Origin of the sequence: Pseudomonas sp. MWU12-2345 (assembly GCF_023242385.1) — a bacterium.
In the GTDB taxonomy this organism is placed as follows: domain Bacteria; phylum Pseudomonadota; class Gammaproteobacteria; order Pseudomonadales; family Pseudomonadaceae; genus Aquipseudomonas; species Aquipseudomonas gingeri_D.
On record NZ_JALLJA010000006.1, the window covers coordinates 191,911 to 218,202 of the forward strand.

20 protein-coding genes are annotated in these 26,292 nt (G+C 61.7%); 11 read left to right on the forward strand and 9 right to left on the reverse strand.

The window, feature by feature from the left end; translation table 11 throughout:
• Positions 1–51: 51 nt before the first annotated feature.
• Entirely contained in the window at positions 52–2,046 is a 1,995-nt protein-coding gene (locus M5C71_RS14730; protein WP_248768113.1) for a nucleoside-diphosphate sugar epimerase/dehydratase, read from the forward strand.
• Positions 2,047–2,159: 113 nt separating this feature from the next.
• Positions 2,160–2,498: a ComEA family DNA-binding protein gene (locus M5C71_RS14735; protein ID WP_248768114.1), complete on the forward strand. Its 339-nt coding sequence runs from the start codon at positions 2,160–2,162 to the stop codon at positions 2,496–2,498.
• A gap of 66 nt (positions 2,499–2,564) precedes the next feature.
• On the opposite strand, the gene M5C71_RS14740 is transcribed toward M5C71_RS14735, so the two are convergent.
• Complete coding sequence (locus M5C71_RS14740; protein WP_248744772.1) at positions 2,565–3,125, reverse strand: TetR/AcrR family transcriptional regulator; 561 nt, start codon at positions 3,123–3,125, stop codon at positions 2,565–2,567.
• Between the two features lie 167 nt (positions 3,126–3,292).
• Between M5C71_RS14740 and M5C71_RS14745 the strand changes: the two genes are divergently transcribed.
• Together M5C71_RS14745 and M5C71_RS14750 are read left to right on the forward strand one after the other, a co-directional pair.
• Positions 3,293–3,946 (forward strand): GntR family transcriptional regulator, encoded by a 654-nt coding sequence (locus tag M5C71_RS14745; RefSeq protein ID WP_100939111.1) that lies wholly within the window; start codon positions 3,293–3,295, stop codon positions 3,944–3,946.
• A 15-nt stretch (positions 3,947–3,961) separates the two neighbouring features.
• A complete protein-coding gene (locus M5C71_RS14750) occupies positions 3,962–4,813 on the forward strand; it encodes a DUF1989 domain-containing protein (RefSeq protein ID WP_152737279.1) in 852 nt (283 codons plus the stop codon).
• 17 nt (positions 4,814–4,830) lie between these two features.
• Here M5C71_RS14750 and M5C71_RS14755 read toward each other — a convergent pair whose 3' ends face one another.
• Both M5C71_RS14755 and eat read right to left on the reverse strand, forming a co-directional pair.
• Complete coding sequence (locus M5C71_RS14755) at positions 4,831–4,998, reverse strand: DUF2897 family protein (protein ID WP_103495866.1); 168 nt, start codon at positions 4,996–4,998, stop codon at positions 4,831–4,833.
• A gap of 121 nt (positions 4,999–5,119) precedes the next feature.
• Positions 5,120–6,484: an ethanolamine permease gene (gene eat / locus M5C71_RS14760; RefSeq protein WP_248768115.1), complete on the reverse strand. Its 1,365-nt coding sequence runs from the start codon at positions 6,482–6,484 to the stop codon at positions 5,120–5,122.
• Positions 6,485–6,746: 262 nt separating this feature from the next.
• On the opposite strand from eat, the gene pyrF reads away from it, so the two are divergent.
• Entirely contained in the window at positions 6,747–7,445 is a 699-nt protein-coding gene (pyrF, locus tag M5C71_RS14765; protein WP_248768116.1) for an orotidine-5'-phosphate decarboxylase, read from the forward strand.
• Positions 7,446–7,516: 71 nt separating this feature from the next.
• On the opposite strand, the gene M5C71_RS14770 is transcribed toward pyrF, so the two are convergent.
• Positions 7,517–8,521: an NADP-dependent oxidoreductase gene (locus M5C71_RS14770; RefSeq protein ID WP_103497383.1), complete on the reverse strand. Its 1,005-nt coding sequence runs from the start codon at positions 8,519–8,521 to the stop codon at positions 7,517–7,519.
• Positions 8,522–8,756: 235 nt separating this feature from the next.
• Here M5C71_RS14770 and M5C71_RS14775 point away from each other — a divergent pair, with 235 nt between their 5' ends.
• The 3 genes from M5C71_RS14775 (at position 8,757) to M5C71_RS14785 (ending at position 13,277) form a co-directional block, all read left to right on the forward strand.
• A complete protein-coding gene (locus tag M5C71_RS14775; protein ID WP_103497384.1) occupies positions 8,757–9,518 on the forward strand; it encodes an SDR family oxidoreductase in 762 nt (253 codons plus the stop codon).
• A 250-nt stretch (positions 9,519–9,768) separates the two neighbouring features.
• Positions 9,769–11,193, forward strand: a complete 1,425-nt coding sequence (locus M5C71_RS14780) for a PLP-dependent aminotransferase family protein (RefSeq protein ID WP_248768117.1) — start codon at positions 9,769–9,771, stop codon at positions 11,191–11,193.
• A 116-nt stretch (positions 11,194–11,309) separates the two neighbouring features.
• Positions 11,310–13,277 carry a methyl-accepting chemotaxis protein gene (locus M5C71_RS14785; protein ID WP_152737283.1) on the forward strand — a complete coding sequence of 656 codons (1,968 nt, stop codon included), beginning with the start codon at positions 11,310–11,312 and terminating at the stop codon, positions 13,275–13,277.
• 135 nt (positions 13,278–13,412) lie between these two features.
• Here the strand turns inward: M5C71_RS14785 and M5C71_RS14790 are convergent, their stop codons facing one another.
• On the reverse strand, positions 13,413–14,603 hold the full coding sequence (locus M5C71_RS14790) for a benzoate/H(+) symporter BenE family transporter (RefSeq protein WP_103497387.1): 1,191 nt from the start codon (positions 14,601–14,603) through the stop codon (positions 13,413–13,415).
• Between the two features lie 226 nt (positions 14,604–14,829).
• Between M5C71_RS14790 and M5C71_RS14795 the strand changes: the two genes are divergently transcribed.
• A complete protein-coding gene (locus M5C71_RS14795) occupies positions 14,830–15,594 on the forward strand; it encodes a GntR family transcriptional regulator (RefSeq protein WP_100939121.1) in 765 nt (254 codons plus the stop codon).
• 155 nt (positions 15,595–15,749) lie between these two features.
• Here M5C71_RS14795 and guaD read toward each other — a convergent pair whose 3' ends face one another.
• The 4 genes from guaD to xdhA are packed head-to-tail and all read right to left on the reverse strand — an operon-like array spanning position 15,750 to position 21,751.
• Positions 15,750–17,054, reverse strand: coding sequence for a guanine deaminase (gene guaD / locus M5C71_RS14800; protein ID WP_248768118.1), 1,305 nt, complete (start codon positions 17,052–17,054; stop codon positions 15,750–15,752).
• Between the two features lie 8 nt (positions 17,055–17,062).
• The gene (gene xdhC, locus M5C71_RS14805; protein WP_248768119.1) at positions 17,063–17,905 is read right to left on the reverse strand and encodes a xanthine dehydrogenase accessory protein XdhC; all 843 of its coding nucleotides are present in this window, start codon (positions 17,903–17,905) and stop codon (positions 17,063–17,065) included.
• Positions 17,902–20,304, reverse strand: coding sequence for a xanthine dehydrogenase molybdopterin binding subunit (xdhB, locus tag M5C71_RS14810; protein ID WP_248768120.1), 2,403 nt, complete (start codon positions 20,302–20,304; stop codon positions 17,902–17,904). The genes xdhC and xdhB overlap by 4 nt, the downstream gene beginning before the upstream one ends.
• Positions 20,297–21,751, reverse strand: a complete 1,455-nt coding sequence (gene xdhA / locus M5C71_RS14815) for a xanthine dehydrogenase small subunit (RefSeq protein WP_103497391.1) — start codon at positions 21,749–21,751, stop codon at positions 20,297–20,299. Before xdhA ends, xdhB begins: the two co-directional genes overlap by 8 nt.
• 256 nt (positions 21,752–22,007) lie before the next feature.
• On the opposite strand from xdhA, the gene M5C71_RS14820 reads away from it, so the two are divergent.
• Complete coding sequence (locus M5C71_RS14820; RefSeq protein WP_103497392.1) at positions 22,008–22,667, forward strand: GntR family transcriptional regulator; 660 nt, start codon at positions 22,008–22,010, stop codon at positions 22,665–22,667.
• A gap of 2 nt (positions 22,668–22,669) precedes the next feature.
• A complete protein-coding gene (gene smc / locus M5C71_RS14825) occupies positions 22,670–26,158 on the forward strand; it encodes a chromosome segregation protein SMC (RefSeq protein ID WP_177102549.1) in 3,489 nt (1,162 codons plus the stop codon).
• Positions 26,159–26,292 lie beyond the last annotated feature (134 nt).

Consider the following 26,292-nt stretch of genomic DNA (forward strand, 5'->3'; position numbering starts at 1 on the left):
TAATTGTCGATCCAATACGATGGTATTTTGCAGGCAAGCTATAGAGGGGTTATGGATAAGATACGAGCCTATTTGGTAGGTCTTCCGCGTCGAAAGAAGCGCGTTCTGCAGGTGCTCACCGATATCGTCATGGTCTGGGCAGCGCTGTGGATGGCGTTTGTCGTGCGTTTGGGGGTGGGTGACCTGATCAATCCATTTGCCCAGCACCGCTGGCTATTTATTGCCGCTCCGCTTGTCGCCATTCCTCTTTTCATTCGATTCGGCCTTTATCGGGCGGTGATGCGTTATTTCGGCAATGACGCGTTGATCACCATTGTCAAGGCTGTGAGCCTTTCGTCATTGATTCTGGGGGTGGTCGTCTACATCTACAGTAACCACCAGGTGGTTGTTCCGCGTTCGATCATCTTCAACTATTGGTGGCTGAGTCTGGTCATGGTGGGGGGGCTGCGGCTTGCGATGCGCCAGTACTTCCTGGGTGACTGGTTTGGTACCGCGCAGCATATGCCGTTCACTAATCGTGATGATGGCTTGCCCAAGGTCGCCATTTATGGCGCCGGCTCGGCGGGCAATCAACTGGTTGCCGCGTTGCGCATGGGCCGTGCCATGCGGCCTGTTGCTTTTATCGACGACGACAGCGGTATTGCCGATCGCAATATCGCCGGTTTGCAGGTCTACAAGCCCAAGCATATCCAGCAGATGATTGATGCCACGGGGGCGCAGGAAATACTCCTGGCGATCCCATCGTCTTCGCGTGGCCGTCGTCGTGAAATACTGGCGCTGTTGGAGGGTTATCCGCTTCATGTGCGAAGCGTGCCGGGTTTCATGGATCTTGCCAGTGGGCGGGTCAAGGTCGACGATATCCAGGAAGTCGATATCGCGGATTTGCTCGGGCGCGATACGGTTCCCGCTCAGGAAGACTTGCTCGAGCGCTGCATCAGTGGGCGTTCGGTGTTGGTGACGGGGGCTGGCGGTTCAATCGGTTCCGAGCTTTGTCGACAGATTCTGACGCTTCGTCCTACCACGCTTCTGCTTTACGAGCACAGCGAGTTCAATCTCTACAGCATCCTCTCCGAGCTTGAGCAGCGGGTTGTTCGAGAGTCGTTGTCGGTGCGTTTGCTACCGATCCTGGGTTCCGTGCGTAACCAGGACAAGCTCCTGTCGGTCATGAAAACCTGGCATGTCGAGACGGTCTACCATGCGGCGGCCTACAAGCACGTTCCGATGGTTGAGCACAATATCGCCGAAGGCGTACTGAACAACGTGATCGGTACCTTGAACACCGCACAAGCCGCCTTGCAGTCGGGTGTTGCCAACTTCGTGCTGATTTCCACCGACAAAGCGGTGCGTCCAACCAATGTGATGGGCAGTACCAAGCGCCTGGCTGAAATGACGCTTCAGGCCCTCAGTCGTGAGCTCGCTCCGGTGTTGTTTGGCGATCAGGCCAATGTATCGCGAGTGAACAAGACCCGCTTCACCATGGTCCGTTTCGGCAACGTGCTCGGCTCATCGGGCTCTGTCATTCCCCTGTTCCACAAGCAAATAAAAGCAGGCGGGCCGCTGACCGTTACCCACCCGAAGATCACGCGTTACTTCATGACTATTCCAGAGGCGGCCCAGTTGGTTATTCAGGCCGGCTCCATGGGGCAGGGCGGCGACGTCTTTGTTCTGGATATGGGCGAGCCTGTGAGGATTGTCGAACTGGCTGAAAAGATGATCCATCTCTCCGGCTTGAGTGTGCGCACGGACAAGAGTCCTCATGGTGATATCGCGATAGAGTTCACCGGGTTGCGGCCTGGTGAAAAGCTTTACGAGGAGTTGCTGATCGGTGACAACGTCGCTGCGACCGAGCATCCGATGATCATGAGTGCCCATGAAGATATGCTTTCATGGGATGCACTCAAGTCCAGGCTGTATGAATTGATGGCCGCCGTTGAGGGCGATGATTACGTTCGTGTACGGCAAGTGTTGCGCGATACCGTAAGCGGTTACGCCCCCGACGGTGAGATTGTCGACTGGATTTACCAGCAGCGCCGTATGGATCCCTGATCGTTACACACTTGGTAATGACGTGATTTTTGACAGGAGAGACCCATCATCTAGGTTTGGAAAGCAGCTTCGGAAAAGCTGCTTTCCTCTTACGATGTCATGGAGTGTCACTTATGCGTACAAGCTTTCTCTCTTCCCTCGCGTTCACCCTGCTGCTGGGTATCACCGGCGTGGTCAATGCGGCGCCGACCGCGCCCGCCAAGACCGATTCGTCTGTTCCCGCCTCAAGCCCGGCGACGGCAAGCGCCACGTCCGGCAAGCTCAACCTCAACACCGCCGATGCCCAAACCATCCAGCACGAACTCTCCGGCATAGGCGAGGCCAAGGCCCAGGCCATTGTCGCCTATCGTGAGGCGAATGGCCCATTCTCGTCGGTGGATGAGTTGCTCGAAGTCAAAGGCATCGGCAAGTCGCTGCTCGACAAAAATCGCGACAAGCTCGATATCAACTGAATACGCTCCGGCGGGAGAAGAGGCCTTTTCAGTGATCGGCCTCTTCTCAGGGCGTAAAGCGGCGTTTTACTCCACCTGATCCTTCAAGTGCGCTTTCGTCACCGCCAGTATTTTTTGCGCCAGGGTCTCGTCCTCGGCACTTCGGGATAACACCAGGGCTCCCACCAGCGTCGCCAGCATGACAATGCTCTGATCCTGCGCGTCCGGCCCTGACCCCAGTGCGTCTTCGACCTGCTTGAGCCGCGACTCGATCACTGTATCCGTCGTCGGGCTCGGCTCCCCTCGCTGCCCCAACTCCAGGCACATGGTCGGCAGCGGGCAGCCGTGATCGGGGGTGGTCAGGTGCCACTCGGACAGATAGCTGTCGATAAAGGCCTGCAACGGTTTGTCCTGGCTGAACAGCGTATCGCAATGCACATCCAGTTCGGCCGCGGCTTCCTGCAGTGCCTTTTCCACCAACTCATCCTTGGATTTGAAATGCGCGTAGAAGCCACCATGGGTCAGCCCCAGCGCTTTCATCAGGGGTTGCAGGCCGGTCGCGCCAATACCGTCACGTCGGAAGCGTGCGGCGGCCTCCCGGATGATGCGTTCGTGGGTCTGGGCTTTGTGGTCTTGTGAATACCGCATGGCGGGCTCTCCGAATCGTTAAGCCATGATAACCGTGACATGTAGGCGATTTGTCATGTTTTTTCAAGGGCGCATACCGCTAATGGGGAAAAGTCGAAACCAAGGATCTGGCATGAATAGTGATTACCCATTGCTCTACGATTGTTGAACAATCCAAGGCGATGATCATGAGTACACAACTGTCCCTGGCGGACCAGATTACCCTGGAGCTGCGCGCCGACATCATCGGCGGTCGCCTGCTACCGGGTATGCCGCTGGTCGAGAACGATCTGGTCAATACCTACAACGCCTCGCGCAACACGATTCGCGAGGCGCTCCATCGGCTCGGCCAGGAAGGCCTGGCACGTTACGTCCGGAACAAGGGCGTGATGGTGCGCCGCCTCGGCGTCGAGGAGGTGCGCGATCTGTTCCAGGTGCGCCGCACCCTGGAGCTGCAGGCCATCGCCCTGAGCAAACCCCTGCGCGAATACCAGTCCGATCGCATGCTCGAGTCCATCGAGGCCGCCGAGTTGGCTCGCGAGCGCGAGGATTGGCGGGCCCTGGGCACCCACAGCCTGGCGTTTCATCAACATATCGTCGGCTTGATGCGCAGTCCGCTGTTCGACGAGTTCTTTACCAATATCGTTGCGCAGTTGCGCCTGGTGTTTTGTTCGGCGCCCGATGAGCAGCGTTTCCAAGCGCCCTGGCTGGCGCGTGACCGTTATATCCACGACCTGCTTGCCGAAGGTGACAAGCACGCCGCCGGGGAGGCGATGAGCCTGTACCTCGACGATTCCGAGCAGATGCTGCTCGACTTTTTAAGCCGTCCTTCCCATCACTGATCGAGGATCTTGAGCATGTACAAAGACTATCCCGCCGCCTATCAGGTCAGCAAAGGCTCGGCCTTGCAGGTGGATACCGCGTTTTACCAGCGCATTCGCGAGGAAAAGAGCGCTCGTACGCTGATCGAGCAGTTCGAGGTGCCAATTCGTACCGGGCGGGCCTGGAAGGTACCGGCCGGCCACGTGTTCCGGGTGACCACGCCGGTTGGCCCACAGGTCGGTGACTTCAACGTCTGGAATGCCAACGACCCGCGTGAGCGTCTCTGGGCGGCCCGCACCCGTCAGTTGCAAGGCGCCCATGTCAGCACCCATGACCGGCTCTGGTCGAACCTGCCGTTCCTCCGTCCGCTGGTTACCATTACCGACGATAGCTTGGCCGGCTACGGGATCGACGAGCATGGCGGACGTCTGCATGATCTTCTGGGGACGCGCTGTGATCCTTATGTGAACAAGATGCTGACAGGGGAAGACTTCCATCATCACTGTCACTCGAACCTGACCCGCGCCGTCCTGCCGTATGGCCTGACCGAATTCGATGTCCACGATGTACTGAATATCTTCCAGTGCACGGGGCTCAATCACGACGACATGTATTTCATGAAGGCCTGCCCGGCGCAGAAGGGCGATTACCTGGAGTTTTTCGCTGAAATCGATCTGCTGTGTGCGCTGTCCACCTGCCCGGGCGGTGATCTTTCGCTGCCGATGTGGGGCCCTGAAGCCCAGGACCCGCTCAGCGTCTGTCGCCCGTTGGGGGTGGAGGTCTATCGGTTGGAGCCGTCACTGCTCGAAGGTTGGAGTTCGCCTGAGCGAGCCGCCTATAAAGGCCTGCATGGCTTGCATATCGCCAAGGCGGACTGGGAGAAATAACCAGAGGGAATGGACGATCAGCGATCCTTGGCGTCCTGGGCGTCCATCTCTGCGTTTCGTTCCTGGACGCGCCGACGCTGTTCGTCAGTCAGTTCCACTTTGTTTGCGGTGTCGCGCAACATCATCAGTCCACCGACGATGGAGCCGATGGCGACGACGATGATCAGCCAGGCATACCAAGGCATAAGGTTCTCCTAGATGGGCCGTTTGCGGATGAGCATTTCATCCGCAAGGTCGGCCCTTACCACTTCGAGTCAAAAGATTTCTCGGTGGTTCCATTGTAAGCCCGATCGGTCCGAATAGCCCTTAAAGCCCGGTCAGCATCGCATCGGCCGGCGCCGCGGCACGCGATTGCCCGGTCAACAGGAAGTAGAGGAAGCCCGCGGCCATGAAACCGAGGAAAATCAGGCCGATCAGGGTGTTGAACCAGGCCATCGCGATCAGGCACACCACCGCCAGGACCAGTGCGATCCCCGGGACGATCGGATAACCCGGTGCGCGGAAGCTGCGTTCCAGATTGGGTTCGGTTTTACGCAGTTTGAACAGACTGAGCATGCTGATGATGTACATCACGATGGCGCCGAATACCGACATGGTGATCATCGCGGCCGTCAGACTCATGCCCTGCAGGTTGATCAGGCCGTCGCTGTAGATCGCCGCGATGCCGATCAGGCCGCCGGCAATGATGGCCCGGTGCGGGGTCTGGAAGCGTGACAGCTTGGCCAGGTAGGCGGGCAGGTAACCGGCCCGGGCCAGGGCAAAGAACTGCCGCGAGTAGCCGAGGATGATCCCGTGGAAGCTCGCCACCAGGCCGAACAGGCCGATCCACACCAGCATGTGCATCCAGCTGGAGTTACTGCCCACCACCGCTTTCATCGCCTGGGGCAACGGGTCGTTGATGTTCGACAACTGGCGCCAGTCGCCGACGCCGCCGGCCATCACCATCACGCCGAGGGCCAGGAACACCAGGGTCAGGATACCGCCGACGTAGGCTTTGGGAATGGTGCGCTTGGGGTCCTTGGCTTCTTCGGCGGCCATGGCCGCGCCTTCGATGGCGAGGAAGAACCAGATCGCAAAGGGGATCGCGGCGAAGATGCCGGGGATCGAGTCGATGCTGAAACTGCTCGAGCCGGACCAGCCGTTGAGCACGAAATTGCTGAAGCTGAAGCCCGGCGCGACCACGCCCATGAACACCAGCAACTCGGCCACCGCGAGCACCGTCACCACCAGTTCGAAGGTGGCGGCGATGCTGACGCCGAGGATATTCAGGCCCATGAACACCACATAAGCGCCGACGGCGGCGAGACGTGGGTCGAGGTCCGGGTACTGGACGTTGAGGTAGGCGCCGATGGCCATGGCAATGGCCGGCGGGGCGAAGACGAATTCGATCAGGGTGGCGATCCCGGCGATCAGTCCACCACGTTCACCGAAGGCCCGGCGGCTGTAGGCAAAAGGCCCGCCGGCATGGGGAATCGCGGTGGTCAGTTCGGTGAAGCTGAAGATGAAGCAGGTGTACATGGTCGCCACCAGCAAGGTGGTGATGAGAAAGCCCAGGGTGCCGGCGGTCCCCCAACCATAGCTCCAGCCAAAATACTCCCCGGAGATCACCAGTCCGACCGCGATGCCCCACAGGTGCAGTGTGCCCAGCGTGGGCTTGAGTTGTGTGTTCATACGTTTTCTCCCTGAACGGTTTGGATACTGCTCGGGGCGGGTAAGTGCAGTGGGCGTGCCAGTCGCCAGGATCGCGTCGTTATCCGCGAAAAGCTGTCGTATCGAGGACGTTTCGCCGATGTTCGCCAAGGTTACGACTTGCTTTGGTGCGAGCTCGGGCATTTATGGCGCATCGGGACTAGATTTACCGATCACCGGGTCCCGGTCCGCCCCGGGTTCCGCTACAATGCGCGCCGATTTCGACTTGCCAGAGAGCCCGCCCATGTCCGCCTGCCAGACGCCTATTATCGTCGCCCTGGATTTCCCCTCCCGTGACGCCGCCCTGAAGCTGGCCGATCAACTGGACCCGAAACTGTGCCGGGTCAAGGTCGGCAAGGAGCTGTTCACCAGTTGCGCGGCGGAAATTGTCGGCACCCTGCGTGACAAGGGCTTCGAGGTGTTCCTCGACCTGAAATTCCACGATATCCCCAACACCACGGCCATGGCGGTCAAGGCGGCGGCGGAGATGGGCGTGTGGATGGTCAATGTGCATTGCTCCGGCGGCCTGCGCATGATGGCGGCGTGCCGTGAGGTGCTGGACCAGCGCAGCGGCCCGCAGCCGTTGCTGATCGGCGTGACCGTGCTGACGAGCATGGAGCGCGAGGACCTGGCCGGTATCGGCCTGGATGTCGATCCGCAGGTGCAGGTGTTGCGTCTGGCGGCGTTGGCGGAAAAGGCCGGGATGGATGGCCTGGTGTGCTCGGCCCTGGAAGCCGCGGCGCTCAAGAGTGCCCATCCGGGCTTGCAACTGGTGACTCCGGGGATTCGTCCTGCGGGCAGCGCCCAGGACGATCAGCGTCGTATCCTGACCCCACGTCAGGCCCTGGATGCCGGTTCCGATTATCTGGTGATCGGTCGCCCGATCAGCCAGGCGGCCGATCCGGCCCAGGCGTTGGCGGCGGTAGTGGCCGAACTGGCCTGATAAGGTCTTATCGCGAGCAACCGGCGCATGCCCGATTGCTCGCGATGCGTTCTACCTGAGACGGCCCGGCTTTAAACCTTCAACACCAGCTTGCCGAAATTCTCCCCGCTGAACAGCTTCATCAGCGTTTCCGGAAAGGTCTCCAGGCCTTCGACGATATCTTCCTTGCTCTTGAGCTGGCCCTTGGCGATCCAGCCGGCCATTTCCTGTCCGGCCGCGGCGAAACGACTGGCGTAGTCCATCACCACGAAGCCTTCCATGCGGGCGCGATTGACCAGCAGCGCCAGATAATTGGCCGGGCCTTTCACCGCTTCCTTGTTGTTGTACTGGCTGATGGCGCCGCAGATCACCACGCGCGCCTTGAAGTTCAGGCGAGTGAGCACTGTGTCGAGAATATCGCCGCCGACGTTGTCGAAATACACGTCCACGCCTTTCGGACATTCACGTTTCAGGCCGGCGCCCACATCCTCGCTCTTGTAGTCGATGGCCCCGTCGAAGCCCAGTTCGTCGATCAGGAACCGGCACTTCTCGGCGCCGCCGGCAATCCCCACCACCCGGCAACCCTTGAGCTTGGCAATCTGCCCGGCAATGCTGCCGACCGCGCCGGCCGCACCGGAGATCACCACGGTTTCGCCGTCTTTCGGCGCGCCGACATCCAGGAGGGCGAAATAGGCGGTCATACCGGTCATGCCCAGGGCGGACAGGTAGCGCGGCAGCGGCGCCAGTGTCGGGTCGACCTTGTAGAAGCCCTTCGGCTCACCGAGGAAATAATCCTGCACCCCCAGGGCGCCGTTGACATGGTCGCCGACGGCAAAGCCCGGATGGTTGGACGCCACGACTTTGCCGACACCCAGGGCGCGCATCACCTCGCCGATACCCACCGGCGGGATGTAGGACTTGCCCTCGTTCATCCAGCCGCGCATGGCCGGGTCCAGGGACAGGTATTCGTTCTTGACCAGGATCTGGCCCGCTCCCGGCTCGCCCACCGGCACTTGCTGGTAGGTGAAGGTCTCGCGGGTCGCAGGGCCGACCGGGCGCTTGGCCAGCAGGAATTGGCGATTGTTCTGGGTGGTCATGGCAGGCACTCGAAGATCAATGAAGTCTTGTTGATAGACCCTCATCGCGCAGACAGCAAGTTTTGCAGGCAAGGCGAATAGGGCGTGATCCACTTCAATGATGAAAGGCCCCATAACCTTATCACCGCAATGCATAAGCCATTAACCGGGCTTCTGATAGTGCTGCCGCGACGGTTGCCGCGCTGGCTAGACTGAGAGCACAGCAGCCCATTCGTATTGCATTGAGGACATAACCATGAGCATGACGTTTTCCGGCCAGGTAGCCCTGGTGACCGGCGCAGCGGCCGGCATTGGCCGTGCGACCGCCCAGGCGTTTGCCGCCGAAGGCCTGAAGGTGGTCGTTGCCGACCTCGACGTTACCGGCGGTGAGGGCACGGTCGAGCTGATCCGCGCCGCGGGCGGCGATGCCGTGTTCGTGCGTTGCAATGTCACCCAGGAAGCCGATGTGCAAAACCTCATGGCCCAAGCGGTGAACGCCTATGGGCGGGTTGACTACGCCTTCAATAATGCCGGTATCGAGATCGAGAAAGGCAAGCTGGCCGACGGCACCCTGGATGAGTTCGACGCGATCATGGGCGTCAATGTCAAAGGCGTCTGGTTGTGCATGAAGTACCAGTTGCCGCTGATGCTGGCCCAGGGTGGTGGCGCGATCGTCAACACCGCCTCGGTGGCGGGCCTGGGCGCGGCACCGAAGATGAGCATCTACGCGGCCTCCAAGCACGCCGTCATCGGCCTGACCAAGTCGGCGGCCATCGAGTACGCGAAGAAGAAAATCCGCGTCAATGCCGTCTGCCCGGCAGTGATCGATACCGATATGTTCCGTCGTGCCTATGAGGCCGATCCGAAGAAAGCCGAGTTCGCCGCGGCCATGCATCCGGTCGGGCGCATCGGCAAGGTCGAGGAGATAGCCAGCGCGGTGCTTTATCTGTGCAGCGACGGTGCCGCCTTTACCACCGGTCACGCCCTGGCCGTGGACGGCGGAGCCACCGCGATTTGAGTTGTCGCACGCTTCGCCCCGGTTCGTAGCCCCTTTGCAAGGAACCCGTCTAATGGCGGGTTTTTTTATGTCCGCCGGTGTTGGAAATCCGGTCGGTACATTCGCCCTCGCGCGTCAGTCGGTGTCTTCAGGGCCCGGCGGGCGGGCCTTCCAGGGCGGGGGGAAGAGGCTTTTTGTGCAAGCAAGACCCCCGGGCTTTTGTGTTTAACTGTTTAACGAGAAATAACAATGGGTTGGAGCGTCAAACAGAATGGATTTGGAAATTGATCGGCAGGCGCTGGTCCCCGTCGTGCAGCAAATCGTCAACGCCGTGATCGAGTGGATCCGCTGCCAGCGCGCGGGCCCCGGGACTCGCCTGCCATCGGTTCGGCAGTTGGCCAAGGACAACTCCCTCAGCCAGGCGAATGTCCTCGAAGCTTGCCAGCGCCTGGTGGCGCAGGGCGTGCTGACACCGCGCAACGGCTCGGCCTTTATTGTCTCGGATGCCCACGGTGATGCCGGCGACAACGGCGAGCGGCAGTGGTACGAAGGCTTGGAGGCAGAGTGGGGGGGCTTCAGCGAGCACCCTCTGGGCGAGTTGAAGCTGGGCTGCGGTTGGGTGCCCGAAAGCTGGCGCGAGAGCGATGATATCGCCTATGCCATTCGCCAGGTCAGTCGTACGCAGATGCACGGGATGTTCAGCTACAGCACGCCCCAGGGGCTGCTGGCGTTGCGTCAACAGATCCAGAAGCGCCTGACGCAAAAGGGCATCGCCTGCGCACCCGAGCAGATACTGACAACCCATGGCGTCACCCAGGCGCTGGACCTGCTGGTGCGTCACTTGCTCAAGCCGGGTGATTGCGTCCTGGTGGAAACACCAGGCTACGCCAATCTGTACAAACTGCTGGCGCTGCAAGGCGTCAAGTTGCTGGAGGTGGAGCGTACGCAGTCCGGTCCGGACATGGAGCAGTTATCCAGGCTGTTGCAGCAGTACCGACCGCGTTGCCTGTTTATCAACAGCCTCTATCACAACCCGACGGGTACCAGCCTGACCCTGGCGGTGGCCACGCAGTTGTTGCAGTTGGCCCAGGCCCATGACTTCCTGATTGTCGAAGACGCTATCTACAGCGATCTGCAAAGCGGGCCCGGCGTACAACTGGCGGCGTTGGACAGTGCCCAGCGGGTGATCTACGTGGGCGGTTTTTCAAAAACCCTGAGCAGTTCATTGCGGGTCGGATTCGTCCGTGCCCGAAGCGAACTGATCCAGCGCCTGGCGCAAGTGAAGATGATCACCAGCCTCGGCGCCTCGCGTTTTGCCGAGTGTGTGGTTGCCATGCTGCTGGCCAATGGCACCTATCGCAAGCTGGTGCAACGGCTACGCCAGCGCCTGAGCGTGGAGCGGGTCACCACCCTGGACACCTTGGAGAGGGCGGGCTGGGAAGTGTTCACCGAACCCGCTGGCGGCATGTTCATCTGGGCCCGCAGTCCGGGCTACCCTTTGGCGCAAGTCCTGGCCCGGGCACGCAAGCTGGGGGTGCTGCTGGCTCCGGGCGACGCCTTTATGCCGCAAGGTAAAAACAGTGACTGGCTGAGGATAAATGTGGCCTATGCTTCGGATCTGCGCGCGCAGAAGTTCTTCCGTCTGTTGGGCGGCGCCGAATCGACCTCGACCATCCTGAAAGCGACGCGGATGTAGCTTTTGGCCATTATTCCGGCGCCAAAGGCTTGTGCTTTACCCGTCCCGATTGCGAATCTGCATGAATCTTGAATGGGCGTGTGCACCTTCAGCATTCTAATCGGGGATTAAGCGCCATGATTTCTGCCGTGCAAGGACGTTTCGCCAATCTCGGTATGGCCAAGAAATTGGGTATCGGGTTTGCCTTGGTATTGCTGCTGACCGGTCTGGTGGCGGCGATCGGTGTCTGGTCCTTGCAAACCATCAGCTTGCGCTTCGATGGGCTCAAGCAGATGTCTTCGCTCAACAGCCAATTGCTCCGGGTGCGTTTGCTGGAGCAGGAATATGCGCTGCGTTCGGATCCCAAGACCGTCGATGCCCTGCATCAGGGCGTTGACGGCCTGTTGGCGCAGGCGCAGGTCCTCAAGGCGCAATCAGCGGCCAACGTGCCGGTCATGACCGACGTCGAGCAGGCCCTGGGTGCCTACCGCAAGGCGTTCGACGAATTCGTCGAACTGACCCAGACCAAGGACCTGGCGCTGGAAATGGCCAGTTGGTCGGTGTCCAGCGTGGCCAACAACCTGGATGTGCTCCAGGCCGGTTTGTCCGATGACGGTACCTATGCCCTCAAGGATTCCCAGGGCAAGGACGGCAAGGATTTTGTCGAGCAGGCCGGCCAGGTCAGCCATGTCTCGCAGTTGATGTTGCAGGCGATGAACGAGGCCCGGGTGCGCCTCGACCAGAGCCGCAAAGGCAATGAAGAGAACCAGAGCAAGGGCAAGATCGAGCAGGCCGACCAGGCCCTGGCCCAAGTGGAGGAACTCAAGACCTCGGTCAAGGACCCGGGCTATCAGACGGTGCTGACCGAGGTCAGTGGTCATATCGCCAGCTTCAGTGACAAGCTCACCGAATACACCGGCCTGCTGGAGCAGGAAAAAAAGGTTTACCAACAGTTGCATGAGCGCGCGGCCCAGGTGGTGGAGCGGGTCAACCAGGCCTATGCCGCCGAAGACCAGTCGATGCAGGCCGAACTGAAGAAAAACTCGCTGCTGATCATCGGCTCGTCGGCCCTGGCCTTGCTGGTCGGGCTGGTGGCGGCGCTGGTGATTACCCGTCTGATCGTTGCACCGTTGCGCAGTGTGATCCTGGTAGCTCAGCAGATTGCCGCCGGTGACCTGACCGGTAAGGTGGAGGTCAGGCGTCGCGACGAAATCGGTCAACTGATGCAGGCCATGCAGCAGATGGGCGCGGGCTTGAGCGGCATCGTCAGCGGCCTGCAGGCCGGGATCGAGCAACTGGCGACCTCGGCGCATTCATTGTCGGCGGTTACCGAGCAGACCAATCTGGAAGTCAGTAGCCAGAAGGAAGAAACCGAGCAGGTCGCCACCGCGATGAACCAGATGACGGCCACGGTGCACGATGTCGCACGCAATGCCGAAGAGGCCGCCCAGGCGGCGCAGACCGCCGACGACAAGGTCGACAGCGGCCAGCAGGTGGTGCGCCAGAGCATGCAGCGGATCGAGCAACTGGCGGATTCGGCCAGTTCGGCGAGCCAGAGTATCGAAAGCCTCAGCGCGGAAATCCAGAATATCGGCACGGTGCTCGGGGTGATCAAGAGCGTGGCCGAGCAGACCAACCTGCTGGCCCTCAACGCGGCCATCGAGGCGGCCCGGGCCGGCGAGCAGGGCCGTGGTTTTGCCGTGGTGGCCGATGAAGTCCGGGCCCTGGCCAAGCGTACCCAACAGTCCACCGAAGAGATCGAACGCCTGGTCAGTGCCCTGCGCACGGCCGCGCAGGCCTCGGTGCATCAGATCCAGAGCAGTGGCGAGCTGGTCAAGCTGGCGGTCAGCGATGCCTTGCAGACCGAGAGCGCGCTGGGCAGTATCGCCGCGGCGGTGTCGCTGATCCAGCAGATGAACCAGCAGATTGCAGCGGCGGCCGAGGAGCAGAGCTCGGTGGCCGAAGAAATCAACCGCAGCGTGACCAGCATCCGCGCCAGTGCCGATCAGTCTGCGCTGGCGATGCAGGGCAACGCGGCGTCAAGCATCGAGTTGGCACAGCTGGGGATGGAATTGAAGGGGATGGTCGGGCATTTCCGGATCTGATCCTTCAGGCCCGGTTGAATGCGTTCCCTGTAGGAGCCCGGCTTGCCGGCGATGGCGTCCGCAAGATCGACGCAAGACTTGCTGGCCTCATCGCCGGCAAGCCGGGCTCCTACAGGTTTTGTGGGGCTTCGGGATCTAGGCCTTGCGCCAATTGAGGATCAGCAGTGTCAGCACCCCCGCGACGATCCCCCAGAAGGCCGAGCCCACCGAAAACAGCGTGAACCCCGACGCCGTCACCATAAAGGTGATCAGCGCGGCTTCCCGCTCCTTGGGCTCGTTCATGGCCAGGCTCAACCCATTCATGATCGAACCGAACAGCGCCAGCGCCGCGATCGACAGCACCAGCTCCTTGGGCAGCGCGGCGAACAGTGCCGCGAGTGTCGCCCCGAAGGTCCCGGCAATCCCGTAGAAAATCCCGCACCAGACGGCGGCCGTGTAGCGCTTGTTCTTGTCCTCATGGGCATGGGGCCCGGTGCAGATGGCCGCGCTGATGGCCGCCAGGTTGATCCCGTGGGAGCCGAAAGGCGCCAGCAGCAGCGAGGCGATCCCGGTCACGCTGATCAACGGTGAGGCCGGCACGTTGTAGCCGTCGGCGCGCAGCACGGCGATGCCGGGCATGTTCTGCGAGGTCATGGCCACCACGAACAATGGAATGCCGATGCTGATGGTCGCCGCGAGGGAGAACGAGGGCGTGGTCCACACCGGCGTCGCCACCTCCAGGTTGAAGCCGCTGAAGTCCAGCAAGCCCAACAGGCCCGAGACGGCTGTGCCGACCAGCAACGCGGCAAGCACGGCATAGCGTGGCGACAGGCGCTTGATGATCAGGTAGCTGAAGAACATCCCCAGCACCAGCCCGGTGCGATGCTGCGCGGCGACGAAGATCTCGCTGCCGATCTTGAACAGGATGCCCGCCAGCAGCGCCGCCGCCAGTGACGAAGGCAGGCGCTTGACCAGCTTCTCGAAACTGCCGGTCAGGCCGCAGATCGTCACCAGCAGCGCGCAGGTGATATAGGCACCGATCGCCTCGCCGTAGGTCACCCCGGACAGGCTGGTGATCAGCAGGGCCGCGCCGGGTGTCGACCAGGCGATGGTGATCGGCGTGCGATAACGCAAGGACAGGCCGATGCTGCAAATCGCCATGCCGATCGACAGCGCCCAGATCCACGAGGAGATCTGTCCGGTGGTCAGTCCCGCGGCTTGCCCGGCCTGGAACATCAGCACCAGGGAACTGGTGTAGCCGGTCATCATCGCGATAAAACCGGCGACCACGGCGGAAGGTGAGGTGTCGGCCAAGGGGCGCAGGCGTGCCTGGGTGAGGTCGGTCATGGGACGGCATTCCTTGTACAGGGAAACAAGCGGTAACAGTCCGGGTAGACTAAACGTAAAGGTGCGGGCTGATTGCAATACAGCCGGCGCGGCAAACAGCCGTACAGTCGTGTTGGCACCCGGCTTTGTGTACAATGTGCCATGCTTTTACGCGCTACTTGTCAGTGACCCGCTGTGCCGTTCGCCAGTCGGGGTCCATTCGCCGCCGTCTCCGATCCGAGTGACCATGAACGAACAGTTGCAACCCCTCAAGAAACAACCGCGTGCCGGCAAGGCCGGTCGCACCGGGACCCAGGACGATATCGTCTACGCGCATATCTTCGAGGCCATTCTCGAACAACGGCTGGCGCCCGGGACCAAGTTGAGCGAAGAAGCGCTGGGGGAAATTTTCGGGGTCAGTCGCACCATCATTCGCCGTGCCTTGTCGCGCCTGGCCCATGAAGGCGTGGTGTTGTTGCGCCCGAACCGTGGCGCGGTGGTGGCGAGTCCCAGTGTCGAGGAAGCCCGCCAGGTGTTCCTGGCCCGGCGCATGGTGGAGAAGGCGATTACCGAGCTTGCGGTCTTGCACGCCACGGCTGAGGAATTGGCGCTGTTGCGGCAGATGGTCAACGATGAACGCGACAGTTTTTCCCGTGGCGATCGTGGGGCGGGGATCCGCCTTTCCGGCGAGTTCCACCTCAAGCTGGCGGAAGCGGCGAAGAATGCCCCGCTGATCAGCTTCCAGCGCAGCCTGGTGTCGCAGACTTCATTGATTATCGCCCAATACGAAAGCGGCAATCGTTCGCACTGTTCCTACGATGAACACACCCAGTTGATCGATGCCATCGAGGCCCGGGATGCGGTGCTGGCAGTGGACTTGATGATGCACCACATGGACCATATTGACAGCAAGCTCAACCTCGATGAAGAGAGTGCGTCGGATGACCTGCATGCGGTGTTCTCGCACTTGTTGCTGGCCAAGAAGCCGGGGCGGTCCGGGGCAAAGCTGTAGGCAATTGCCCGGTTCTGCCTTGCCACAATACTGTGTACCGATACGGACCTTGTAGGAGCAGGGCTTGCCCGCGAAGGCGGCCTTGAGATTGCTAAAAGCTTCGCGGGCAAGCCCTGCTCCTACAGGTTATGTGTTGTCGATGAGACTGGGTGCGCTCAGCGCTGATGCACCAGGTTCCCCGCCGCATAGGTCTGCTTCACCGTCCGGTCATCCCCCAGGGTCATCAGGACGAACAATATCTCGGCAATATTCCTGGCCTGCTTCAGGCGATAACTGAGCAGTGGCGTGGCGTGATAATCCAGCACCAGGAAGTCGGCGTCGCTGCCCGGTTGCAGGCTGCCGATCCTGTCCTCCAGGCGCAGCGCCCGGGCGCCGCCGAGGGTCGCCAGGTACAGCGATTTGAACGGACTCAACCGTGCCCCTTGCAGCTGCATCACCTTGTAGGCCTCGTTCAGCGTGTGCAGGATCGAGAAGCTGGTGCCGCCGCCCACGTCCGTGCCTACGCCAACATTCAACTTGTGTTTCTCCGCCATCGGCAGGTTGAACAAGCCGCTGCCGAGGAAGAAGTTCGAGGTCGGACAGAACGCCACCGCCGAGCCGGTCTGCGCCAGGCGTGCACACTCATCGTCACACAGGTGCACACCATGGGCGAACACCGAGCGCTCGCCGAGCAGTTGGTAGTGGTCGTAGACGTCCAGATAACCCTTGCGCTCCGGGAACAGCTCCTTGACCCACTGCACTTCCTGCAGGTTCTCACTGATGTGGGTCTGCATGTACAGGTCCGGGTATTCCCCCAGCAGTTGGCCGGCCAGGGTCAATTGCTCCGGCGTTGAAGTCGGCGCGAAACGTGGTGTCACCGCGTAGTGCAGGCGACCCTTGCCATGCCAGCGCTCGATCAGCGCCTTGCTCTCCAGGTAGCTGGATTCGGCGGTGTCGGTCAGGTAGTCCGGCGCGTTGCGGTCCATCATCACCTTGCCGGCGATCATCCGCAGGTCGAGTTTCTCCGCGACCTCGAAGAAAGCATCCACCGATTGCGGGTGCACGCTGCCGAAGACCAGGGCGGTGGTGGTGCCGTTGCGCAGCAATTCCTTGATGAAGATATCCGCGACTTCCTCGGCATGGGCGCGGTCGGCGAACTGGCTTTCGCAGGGGAAGGTGTAGGTGTTCAGCCAGTCCAGCAGTTGCTCGCCATAGGCGCCGACCATGCCGGTTTGCGGCAGGTGGATATGGGTGTCGATAAAGCCCGGGGTGATCAGCGCGTCGGTGTGCTGGATGACTTCAACATCGGCGGGCAGGCTCGGCAGCAGCTCGCTGGCGGCGCCGAGGGCGATGATGCGGCCGTTCTCGACCACCAGCAGGCCGTCTTCGAAATATTCATAGGAGGCCTCGATGCCGACCTCGGCCGGATCGGCGAGGCTGTGCAGGAGGGCGGCGCGGTAGGCGGTACGGGTCGAAGGCATGGTCTTTCTCAGTGTTTGGCCTGGCTGCGGCGCGAAGCCGGCAGCAGTTTGGCAATAGGTTCGGCGCTCGCGCTGTGCTGGCCGAAATTCGCGTTATAGGTGGCGATGATCTCGCCGGCGATGGAGATGGCGATTTCCACCGGCAACTTGCCTTTGACTTCGGCCAATCCCAGCGGACAGCGCATGCGTTGCAGCACGCTGGCGTCGAAGCCGCGCTCGCGCAGGCGGTGTTCGAACTTGACCCGTTTGGTCTTCGAGCCGATCAGGCCGAAATAGGCGAAGTCGTTGCGCTTGAGGATGGCGGCGGTGAGTTCCAGATCGAGCGGGTGATTATGGGTCATGACGATGCAGTAGCTGCCCGCGGGCAGGTTGTCGATCTCATCCACCGGTTCCTCGCTGACGATCTTGCGTACGCCGCTGGGAAGCTGTGCCGGAAACTCCTGCTCGCGGGAATCGATCCAGCGTACCCGGCAGGGCAGGCTGGCGAGCAAGGGCACCAGGGCGCGGCCGACATGCCCGGCGCCGAACACCGCGATTTCTGCCTGGACCTGGCCCATGGGCTCGAACAGCAGCACGGTGACGCCGCCGCAGCACTGGCCGAGGCTGGCGCCCAGGCTGAAACGCTCGAGATGGGTGTTCTGCTGGCCGCTGGCGAGCATGTCCCGGGCGATCTGCATGGCCTTGTATTCCAGGTGACCACCGCCGATGGTGTCGAAGGTGCCGGCGGCACTGACGACCATTTTCGAACCGGCATTGCGCGGCGTCGAACCGAGCTCTTCGATGATGGTCACCAGCACGCAGGGCTCGCCCTGGTTCTGCAGGTCGGCGAGGGCGCTGATCCAGTAGTTCATAGACACCTCTCTGTCGTCTGTTCGACAACCGCGACCTGTTCCGCCTTGACCTGACGCATCTGCTCGCAGCCCCATAACACCCGCTCCGGCGTCGCCGGGGCATCGATTTTCGGTTGAACCCGATAATCCGCCAGGCTCGCCACCGCATCCTTGAGTGCACACCACACCGCAATCCCCAGCATAAAGGGCGGTTCGCCCACGGCCTTGGAATGGAACACCGTGTCTTCCGGGTTCTTGCGGTTCTCCACCAGCTTGACCCGCAGGTCCAGCGGCATATCGGCCACCGCCGGGATCTTGTAGCTGGCCGGGCCATTGGTCATCAACTTGCCCTTGGCGTTCCACACCAGTTCTTCCATGGTCAGCCAGCCCATGCCCTGGACAAAGCCGCCTTCCACCTGGCCGATATCGATGGCCGGGTTCAGCGAGGCGCCGACATCATGCAGGATGTCGGTGCGCAGCATCTTGTACTCGCCGGTCAGGGTATCGACGATGACCTCGGCGCAGGCCGCGCCATAGGCGAAGTAATAGAACGGCCGGCCCCGGGCTTGGCTGCGGTCGTAGTAGATCTTCGGCGTCTTGTAGAAGCCGGTGCTCGACAGCGACACCTGGGCGAAATACGCCTGCTGGATCAACGTCTCGAAGGTCAGGATCTGGTCGCGTACCCGCACGTGGCCGTTGCGGAATTCCACGTCCGCCTCGCTGACCTTGTAGTGCCGCGCGGCAAACTCCACCAATCGCTGCTTGATGATCTCGGCGGCGTTCTGCGCCGCCTTGCCATTCAGATCGGCGCCGCTGGAGGCGGCGGTGGGCGAGGTATTGGGTACCTTGTCGGTGTTGGTGGCGGTGATCTGCACCCGATCGATTTCCACCTGGAACACCTCGGCCACCACCTGCGCGACCTTGGTGTTCAAGCCCTGGCCCATCTCCGTGCCACCGTGGTTCAGGTGGATGCTACCGTCGGTGTAGACGTGCACCAGCGCCCCGGCCTGGTTGAGGAAACTGGCGGTGAACGAGATACCGAATTTCACCGGCGTCAGCGCCAGGCCTTTTTTCAGCACCGGGCTGTGGGCGTTGTAGCGGCGAATGGTTTCCTGCCGTTCGGCGTACTGGCTGCTGGCTTCCAGTTCGGCGGTCATTTCCTCGAGCATATTGTGCTCGACGGTCTGGTAGTAATGGGTGACGTTGCGTTCGGTCTTGCCGTAATAGTTTGCCTTGCGCACCGCCAGCGGATCGAGGCCCAGGTGCCGGGCGATGCTGTCCATCACCTCTTCGATGGCGACCATGCCTTGCGGACCGCCGAAGCCGCGATAAGCGGTGTTGGAAGCGATGTTGGTCTTGCAGCGATGGCCGTTGACGGTGACGTCGCCCAGGTAATAGGCATTGTCGGCATGGAACATCGCCCGGTCGACAATCGATGCCGACAGGTCTGGCGAACAACCGCAGTTGCCTGCCAGTTCCAGGTTGATCCCGTGCAGGCGCCCGCTGCTGTCGAAGCCGACGTCGTACTCGATATAGAAGGGGTGGCGCTTGCCGGTCATCAGCATGTCTTCGACCCGGGGCAGGCGCATCTTGGTCGGTTGCCCGGTCAGGCGGGCCACCACCGCACAGAGGCAGGCGGGGCTGGCGGCCTGGGTTTCCTTGCCGCCGAAACCGCCACCCATGCGCCGCATATCGACCACGATCTTGTTCATCGACACGTCCAGCACCTCGGCCACCAGCTTCTGCACTTCGGTGGGGTTCTGGGTCGAGCAATAGACAATCATCCCGCCGTCTTCGGTGGGCATGACCGAGGAGATCTGGGTTTCCAGGTAGAAGTGTTCCTGCCCGCCGATATGCAGGTTGCCCTGGATACGTTGTTCGGCAGTGGCCAGGGCGGCGGCCGAATCACCGCGTTTATGGGTATGGCTGTCGAGCACGAAATGGCGTTTGCGCAGGGCCTCGACCACATCCAGCACCGGCTCCAGGTCTTCGTACTCGATCACCGCGGCCATGGCCGCCTGGCGTGCGGTATCCAGGTCGCGGGCGGCGACGGCGAGCACCGGTTGGCCGACGAATTCGACGATATCGATGGCCAGCAGCGGGTCGCCCGGCAGCAGCGGGCCGATGTCCTTGAGGCCGGGAATGTCTTCATGGGTAATGGCAATACGCACACCCTCGAAGGCATAGCACGGCGCGGTATCGATGCTGAGAATGCGCGCATGGGCGCGATCAGACATCCGCGCATAGACGTGCAACTGGTTGGGGAATTCCAGGCGGTCGTCGATATACACCGCCTCGCCGGCCACATGCTTGTCGGCGCTGTCGTGCTTGACGCTGCGACCGACGCCGGTGCTCAGGTCCCGGGCGAACAGTTCGGCCATCTCGGCCTGGTTTTTTTCCACGGCGTGAGGGTTAGACATAAGCGGTCACCCGAGTCTCGATGTGCGGTGTTTGCAGCTCGATAAAGTACTTGCGCAACAGGTTGCGAGCACTGAGCAGGCGATATTCCTTGCTGGCGCGGAAGTCCGACAGTGGAGTGAAATCCTCCCCCAGCGCCGCGCAGGCACGTTCCAGGTTGTCCTGGTTCCAGGGCTGGCCGACCAGGGCGCGTTCGCAGGCACGGGCCCGTTTGGGAATCGCCGCCATGCCGCCGAAAGCGATCCGCGCCTCGGCCACGACGCCGTTTTCGAGGCGCAGATTGAAGGCCGCACAGACGGCTGAAATATCGTCGTCCAGGCGCTTGGAAACCTTGTAGGCACGGAACTGCCATGCGGCATCGGCCCGGGGCACAATGATGCTTTCGATAAACTCGCTGTCCTGGCGCGCGGTGACCCGGTAATCGATGAAATAGTCTTCCAGCGCGAGGGTGCGCGTGCTGTCGCCCTTGCGCAGCCGCAGTTGTGCGTTCAGCGCGATCAACAGCGGTGGTGAATCACCAATCGGCGAGGCATTGCCGATATTACCGCCCAGGGTGCCCTGGTTGCGGATCTGCAGGGAGGCGAAGCGTTGCAGCAGTTCGCCGAAGTCCGGGTACTCGGCCTTGAGGGCGGCGTAGCAATCGGAGAGTGGGGTCGCGGCGCCGATTTCCAGGTGATCTTCAAAGGTCTCGATGCGCTTGAGTTCGGCCACGTTGCCGACATAGATCATCACCGGCAGGGTGCGGTGGAACTGGGTGACTTCCAGCGCCAGGTCGGTACCGCCGGCCAGCAGTCGGGCTTGCGGATAAGAGTCGTAGAGCGCGGCCAGGTCGGCGACCGTCAAGGGCACCAGGCAGCGCTTGTCGCCGCTGTTCAGTTCCGCGGTTTCGGTCGGCGCGATGGCCTTGAGACGGGCGATGGTTTCGGCTTCGCGGGCATCGAACTGGTCGGCCGGCTTGTTGCAGCAGGCGCGCTCGGCGGCGGCCAGGATCGGCCGGTAGCCGGTGCAGCGGCAGAGGTTGCCGGCCAGGGCTTCATGGGCCTTGTGGCTGTCCGGGGCATCGCTGTTCTTTTGCAGGGCGAACAGCGACATCACGAAGCCCGGCGTGCAGAAGCCGCACTGCGAGCCATGGCAGTCGACCATGGCTTGTTGCACGCTGTGCAGTTGGCCCTGATGCTTGAGGTCTTCAACGCTGATCAGTTGCTTGCCGTGTAGCGACGAGACAAAGGTCAGGCAGGAATTGAGGCTGCGATAGCGGATCTGCTCCTGGCCCGAAGCGTCGCAATGCAACTCGCCGACCACCACGGTGCAGGCACCGCAATCGCCGCTGGCGCAGCCTTCCTTGGTGCCGGATTTGCCCAGGTGCTCGCGCAAATACTCGAGCACCGTCAGATTCGGGTCCAGGGCGTGCTCGCGGCGGAGTTCCTGGTTGAGTAAAAACTGGATCACGGAAGGCCTCGCAGACTCATTATTGTTGTTGACCGATGGGCAGAATCTAGTGATATCTGACTTTTCGGTCAACAAATATCTGACCTTTGGGTCAGGAAAATCTCGCGATTGAAAGCATGGAGCGCTTTCTCCCAGTCTAGCTGCTGAAATAATTGCGGGATTCGTGCCAAATTCCGCCTCAGGAGCCCTGCGCCACCCGGTATCAAGTGCGCTACACTGCGCCGCTTGCACTGATCGAAGATTTTGAAGGAAAACCATGACGTTCAAGGCGCCGGACAGCCTCGCCGAGCAAATTGCTCACCACCTCGCCGAACGCATTATTCGCGGCGACCTCAAACCCGGGGAGCGCATCCAGGAACAGAAGGTTACGCTGGCGCTCAATGTCAGCCGTGGCTCCGTACGCGAAGCGCTGCTGATTCTCGAACGCCGCCATCTGATTGCCATCCTGCCCCGGCGCGGTGCCCATGTCACCGAGCTCACCGCCCACAAGGTGCAGAGCCTGTGCACCCTGATGAGTGAGTTGTACATCCTGCTGGGCAATGCCGTCGCCCAACGCTGGAAGGAGCAGGCCGACCTCGCGCCGTTTCTGCAACTGCAGCAGCGCCTGAGCGCCAGCTTCGAGAACGCGGATATCCGCACCTTCGTCGAAGACAGCTTCAATGTGATGCGCGCGGCCTTTCCGTTCGCCGACAACCCGTACCTGCAGGAAACCGTCGAGAACCTGCAGCCGGCCATGAGCCGCGCCTATTACCTGGCGCTGGAGCGGCGCAAGGCGGAAATGAGCGAATACCTGACCCTGTTCGCGCAACTGCTGGCCGCCGTCATGGCCCGCGACCTGCCGCTGATCCGCACGGTCCTGGCCAATTACGCCCAGCGTAGCTGCGACATCGTCCTGTCTGCCCTGGCGGTCGACTAAGCGTGCGGCTCAAGTGCATCAAGTTGGCGGGGTTCAAATCCTTCGTCGACCCGACCACGGTGAACTTCCCCAGTAACATGGCGGCGGTGGTCGGTCCCAACGGTTGCGGCAAGTCGAACATCATCGACGCCGTCCGCTGGGTGATGGGCGAGAGCTCGGCGAAGAACCTGCGCGGCGAGTCGATGACCGACGTCATCTTCAACGGCTCCACCAGCCGCAAGCCGGTGAGCCAGGCGAGCATCGAACTGGTGTTCGACAACTCCGACGGCACCCTGATTGGTGAATACGCCGCCTACGCGGAAATTTCCATTCGCCGCAAGGTCACCCGCGACAGCCAGAACAGCTACTTCCTCAACGGCACCAAATGCCGGCGCCGGGACATCACCGATATCTTCCTCGGCACCGGCCTGGGTCCGCGCAGCTACTCGATCATCGAGCAGGGGATGATCTCCAAGCTGATCGAAGCCAAGCCCGAGGACCTGCGCAATTTCATCGAGGAAGCGGCGGGCATCTCCAAGTACAAGGAGCGCCGTCGCGAGACCGAAAACCGTATTCGTCGCACCCATGAAAACCTGGCGCGCCTGACCGACCTGCGCGAAGAGCTGGAGCGCCAGCTCGAACGCCTGCACCGGCAGGCCCAGGCGGCCGAGAAGTATCAGGAATACAAGGGCGAGGAGCGTCAGCTCAAGGCCCAACTGTCGGCCCTGCGCTGGCAGGCACTGAACGAACAGGTCGGCCAGCGCGAAGCGATTATCGGCAACCAGGAAATCAGCTTCGAAGCCCTGGTGGCCGAGCAGCGCAACGCCGACGCCAGCATCGAGCGCCTGCGGGACGGGCACCATGAGCTGTCCGAACGCTTCAATCTGGTGCAGGGACGCTTCTATTCGGTCGGTGGCGATATCGCCCGGGTCGAGCAGAGCATCCAGCATGGCCAGCAGCGTCTGCGCCAGTTGCAGGACGATCTGCGTGAAGCCGAGCGCGCCCGTCTGGAAACCGAATCGCACCTGGGTCACGACCGCACCTTGCTGGCGACCCTCGGTGAAGAGCTGGCCATGCTCGAACCCGAGCAGGAGGTGACCAGCGCCGCTGCCGAAGAAGCCGCCGCCGCGTTGGAAGAGTCGGAAACCACCATGCACGGCTGGCAGGAACAGTGGGACAACTTCAACCTGAGCTCGGCCGAGCCGCGGCGCCAGGCCGAAGTCCAGCAGTCGCGGATCCAGCAGCTGGAAACCAGCATGGAACGTCTGGCCGAGCGCCAGCGGCGTCTGGCCGAAGAGCGCGCCTTGCTCTCGGCGGACCCGGAAGACGCGGCCATCCTTGAACTCAGCGAGCAGTTGGCCGAGAGCGAGCAGACCCTGGAAGATTTGCAGGCCAGCGAAGAAGGCCAGGTCGAGCGCCTGGAACAACTGCGCCAGGATTTGCAGCAGGCCATGCAGGATCAGCAACAGGCCCAGGGCGACTTGCAGCGCCTCAATGGCCGCCTGGCGTCCCTCGAAGCCTTGCAGCAGGCGGCGCTCGATCCGGGCACCGGCACGGCCGAGTGGCTGCGTGAGCAGCAGTTGGCGCAGCGTCCGCGCCTGGCCGAAGGCTTGAAGGTAGAGGCGGGTTGGGAGCTGGCGGTGGAAACCGTGCTCGGCGCCGACTTGCAGGCCGTGCTGGTGGATGATTTCGCCGGTCTCGACCTCGGCGGTTTCCAGCAGGGCGATCTGCGTCTGCTCAGCCCGGCGCCGGACGGCACCCGGGTGCCGGGCAGCCTGCTGGAGAAGGTCGAGGCGGATATCGATCTGTCGCCCTGGCTGGGTCAGGTCAAGCCGGTTGAAAGCCTTGAGCAAGCCTTGTCCCTGCGCGGCCAGTTGGCGGCAGGGGAAAGCCTGATCAGTCGCGACGGTTTCTGGGTCGGGCGGCATTTCCTGCGGGTGCGTCGGGCCAGCGAGGCCGAGAGCGGCGTTCTTGCCCGGGGTCAGGAGATCCAGCGCCTGGGCCTGGAGCGTGAAGAGCGTGAAGAAACCCTGGCCAGCCTCGAAACCCGTTTGCAAACCCTGCGCGCCACCCAGCGCCAGCAGGAAACCGGACGTGAGCATCTGCGCCGTCTGCTGCAGGACGAAGCCCGCCAGCAGGGTGAGCTGAAGGCCAAGCTGTCGGCCAGCAAGGCCAAGGCCGAGCAACTGCAATTGCGCCGTACCCGTCTCGATGAAGAGCAGGGCGAACTGGGCGAGCAGCGTGCCCAGGAACACGAAGAAGTCGGTGAGGCCCGCCTGCAACTGCAAGAGGCCCTCGACACCATGGCCGTCGACACCGAGCAGCGCGAGTTGCTGCTGGCCCAGCGCGACAGCCTGCGCGAGCGTCTCGATCGGGTTCGCCAGGAAGCCCGCCAGCACAAGGACCATGCCCATCAACTGGCGGTACGCCTCGGCTCCCTCAAGGCTCAGCATGATTCCACCCGCCAGGCCCTGGAACGCCTGGAACTGCAATCCGAGCGCCTGAGCGAAAAACGCGAGCAGCTGAGCCTGAACCTGGAGGAGGGCGAGGCGCCGCTGGAAGAGCTGCGCCTCAAGCTCGAAGAACTGCTCGACAAGCGCCTGAGCGTCGACGTCGAACTCAAGACCGCGCAGATCGCCCTGGAAGACGCCGACCGCGAGTTGCGTGACGCCGAAAAACGCCGCAGCCAGGCCGAACAGCAGTCACAGCTGATTCGCGGCCAGCTCGAACAGCAGCGTATGGAATGGCAGGCCCTCAACGTACGACGCAAGACCTTGCAGGATCAGTTGCTGGAAGACGGCTACGACCTGCACGGCGTGCTCGCCACCCTGACGGCCGAGGCCAGCGAGAAGGAAGCCGAGGAAGAACTCGAACGCATCGCCGCGCGCATCCAGCGGTTGGGCGCGATCAACCTCGCGGCCATCGACGAATACCAGCAACAATCCGAGCGTAAACGTTACCTGGATGCCCAGAACGCCGACCTGGTTGAAGCCCTCGATACCCTGGAAAACGTGATTCGCAAGATCGACAAGGAAACCCGCAATCGCTTCAAGGACACCTTCGATCAGATCAACGCCGGCATACAAGCTTTGTTTCCAAAAGTGTTCGGCGGCGGCAGCGCTTACCTGGAGCTCACCGGTGATGATCTGCTCGACACCGGGGTCACCATCATGGCGCGGCCCCCGGGCAAGAAGAACAGCACCATCCATTTGCTCTCCGGCGGCGAAAAGGCCCTGACAGCCCTGGCCCTGGTGTTTGCCATTTTCAAATTGAATCCGGCACCGTTTTGTATGCTCGACGAAGTTGACGCGCCGTTGGATGACGCTAACGTTGGACGGTATGCCCGACTTGTCAAAGAGATGTCACAAACGGTGCAGTTCATCTATATCACCCACAACAAGATCGCCATGGAAATGGCCGATCAACTGATGGGCGTGACCATGCACGAGCCGGGTTGCTCACGGCTGGTGGCGGTGGATGTGGAGGAGGCCATGGCCCTGGTGGACGCCTGAATCGTCCGCCGTTGAGGCAAAGATATTCGAGGCGTAAGGGGATTTCCTTGGGCATTGTGGGAACTAGCACTGATCCTTGGGGACTTATAAATGCAAGCCTGTACGACAGACGGTGTAAAGTTTCCTTGTGTCGT

What these genes read in the sequence shown, in the direction of transcription:
- M5C71_RS14745 (WP_100939111.1), top strand. Translation starts at nt 3,293, where the DNA reads ATGAGTACACAACTGTCCCTGGCGGACCAGATTACCCTGGAGCTGCGC.
- M5C71_RS14780 (WP_248768117.1), top strand. Translation starts at nt 9,769, where the DNA reads ATGGATTTGGAAATTGATCGGCAGGCGCTGGTCCCCGTCGTGCAGCAA.
- xdhB (WP_248768120.1), bottom strand. Translation starts at nt 20,304, where the DNA reads ATGTCTAACCCTCACGCCGTGGAAAAAAACCAGGCCGAGATGGCCGAA.
- M5C71_RS14795 (WP_100939121.1), top strand. Translation starts at nt 14,830, where the DNA reads ATGAACGAACAGTTGCAACCCCTCAAGAAACAACCGCGTGCCGGCAAG.
- eat (WP_248768115.1), bottom strand. Translation starts at nt 6,484, where the DNA reads ATGAACACACAACTCAAGCCCACGCTGGGCACACTGCACCTGTGGGGC.
- pyrF (WP_248768116.1), top strand. Translation starts at nt 6,747, where the DNA reads ATGTCCGCCTGCCAGACGCCTATTATCGTCGCCCTGGATTTCCCCTCC.
- M5C71_RS14740 (WP_248744772.1), bottom strand. Translation starts at nt 3,125, where the DNA reads ATGCGGTATTCACAAGACCACAAAGCCCAGACCCACGAACGCATCATC.
- xdhC (WP_248768119.1), bottom strand. Translation starts at nt 17,905, where the DNA reads ATGAACTACTGGATCAGCGCCCTCGCCGACCTGCAGAACCAGGGCGAG.
- M5C71_RS14785 (WP_152737283.1), top strand. Translation starts at nt 11,310, where the DNA reads ATGATTTCTGCCGTGCAAGGACGTTTCGCCAATCTCGGTATGGCCAAG.
- M5C71_RS14820 (WP_103497392.1), top strand. Translation starts at nt 22,008, where the DNA reads ATGACGTTCAAGGCGCCGGACAGCCTCGCCGAGCAAATTGCTCACCAC.
- M5C71_RS14730 (WP_248768113.1), top strand. Translation starts at nt 52, where the DNA reads ATGGATAAGATACGAGCCTATTTGGTAGGTCTTCCGCGTCGAAAGAAG.
- M5C71_RS14770 (WP_103497383.1), bottom strand. Translation starts at nt 8,521, where the DNA reads ATGACCACCCAGAACAATCGCCAATTCCTGCTGGCCAAGCGCCCGGTC.
- M5C71_RS14735 (WP_248768114.1), top strand. Translation starts at nt 2,160, where the DNA reads ATGCGTACAAGCTTTCTCTCTTCCCTCGCGTTCACCCTGCTGCTGGGT.
- M5C71_RS14790 (WP_103497387.1), bottom strand. Translation starts at nt 14,603, where the DNA reads ATGACCGACCTCACCCAGGCACGCCTGCGCCCCTTGGCCGACACCTCA.
- guaD (WP_248768118.1), bottom strand. Translation starts at nt 17,054, where the DNA reads ATGCCTTCGACCCGTACCGCCTACCGCGCCGCCCTCCTGCACAGCCTC.
- M5C71_RS14750 (WP_152737279.1), top strand. Translation starts at nt 3,962, where the DNA reads ATGTACAAAGACTATCCCGCCGCCTATCAGGTCAGCAAAGGCTCGGCC.
- M5C71_RS14775 (WP_103497384.1), top strand. Translation starts at nt 8,757, where the DNA reads ATGAGCATGACGTTTTCCGGCCAGGTAGCCCTGGTGACCGGCGCAGCG.
- M5C71_RS14755 (WP_103495866.1), bottom strand. Translation starts at nt 4,998, where the DNA reads ATGCCTTGGTATGCCTGGCTGATCATCGTCGTCGCCATCGGCTCCATC.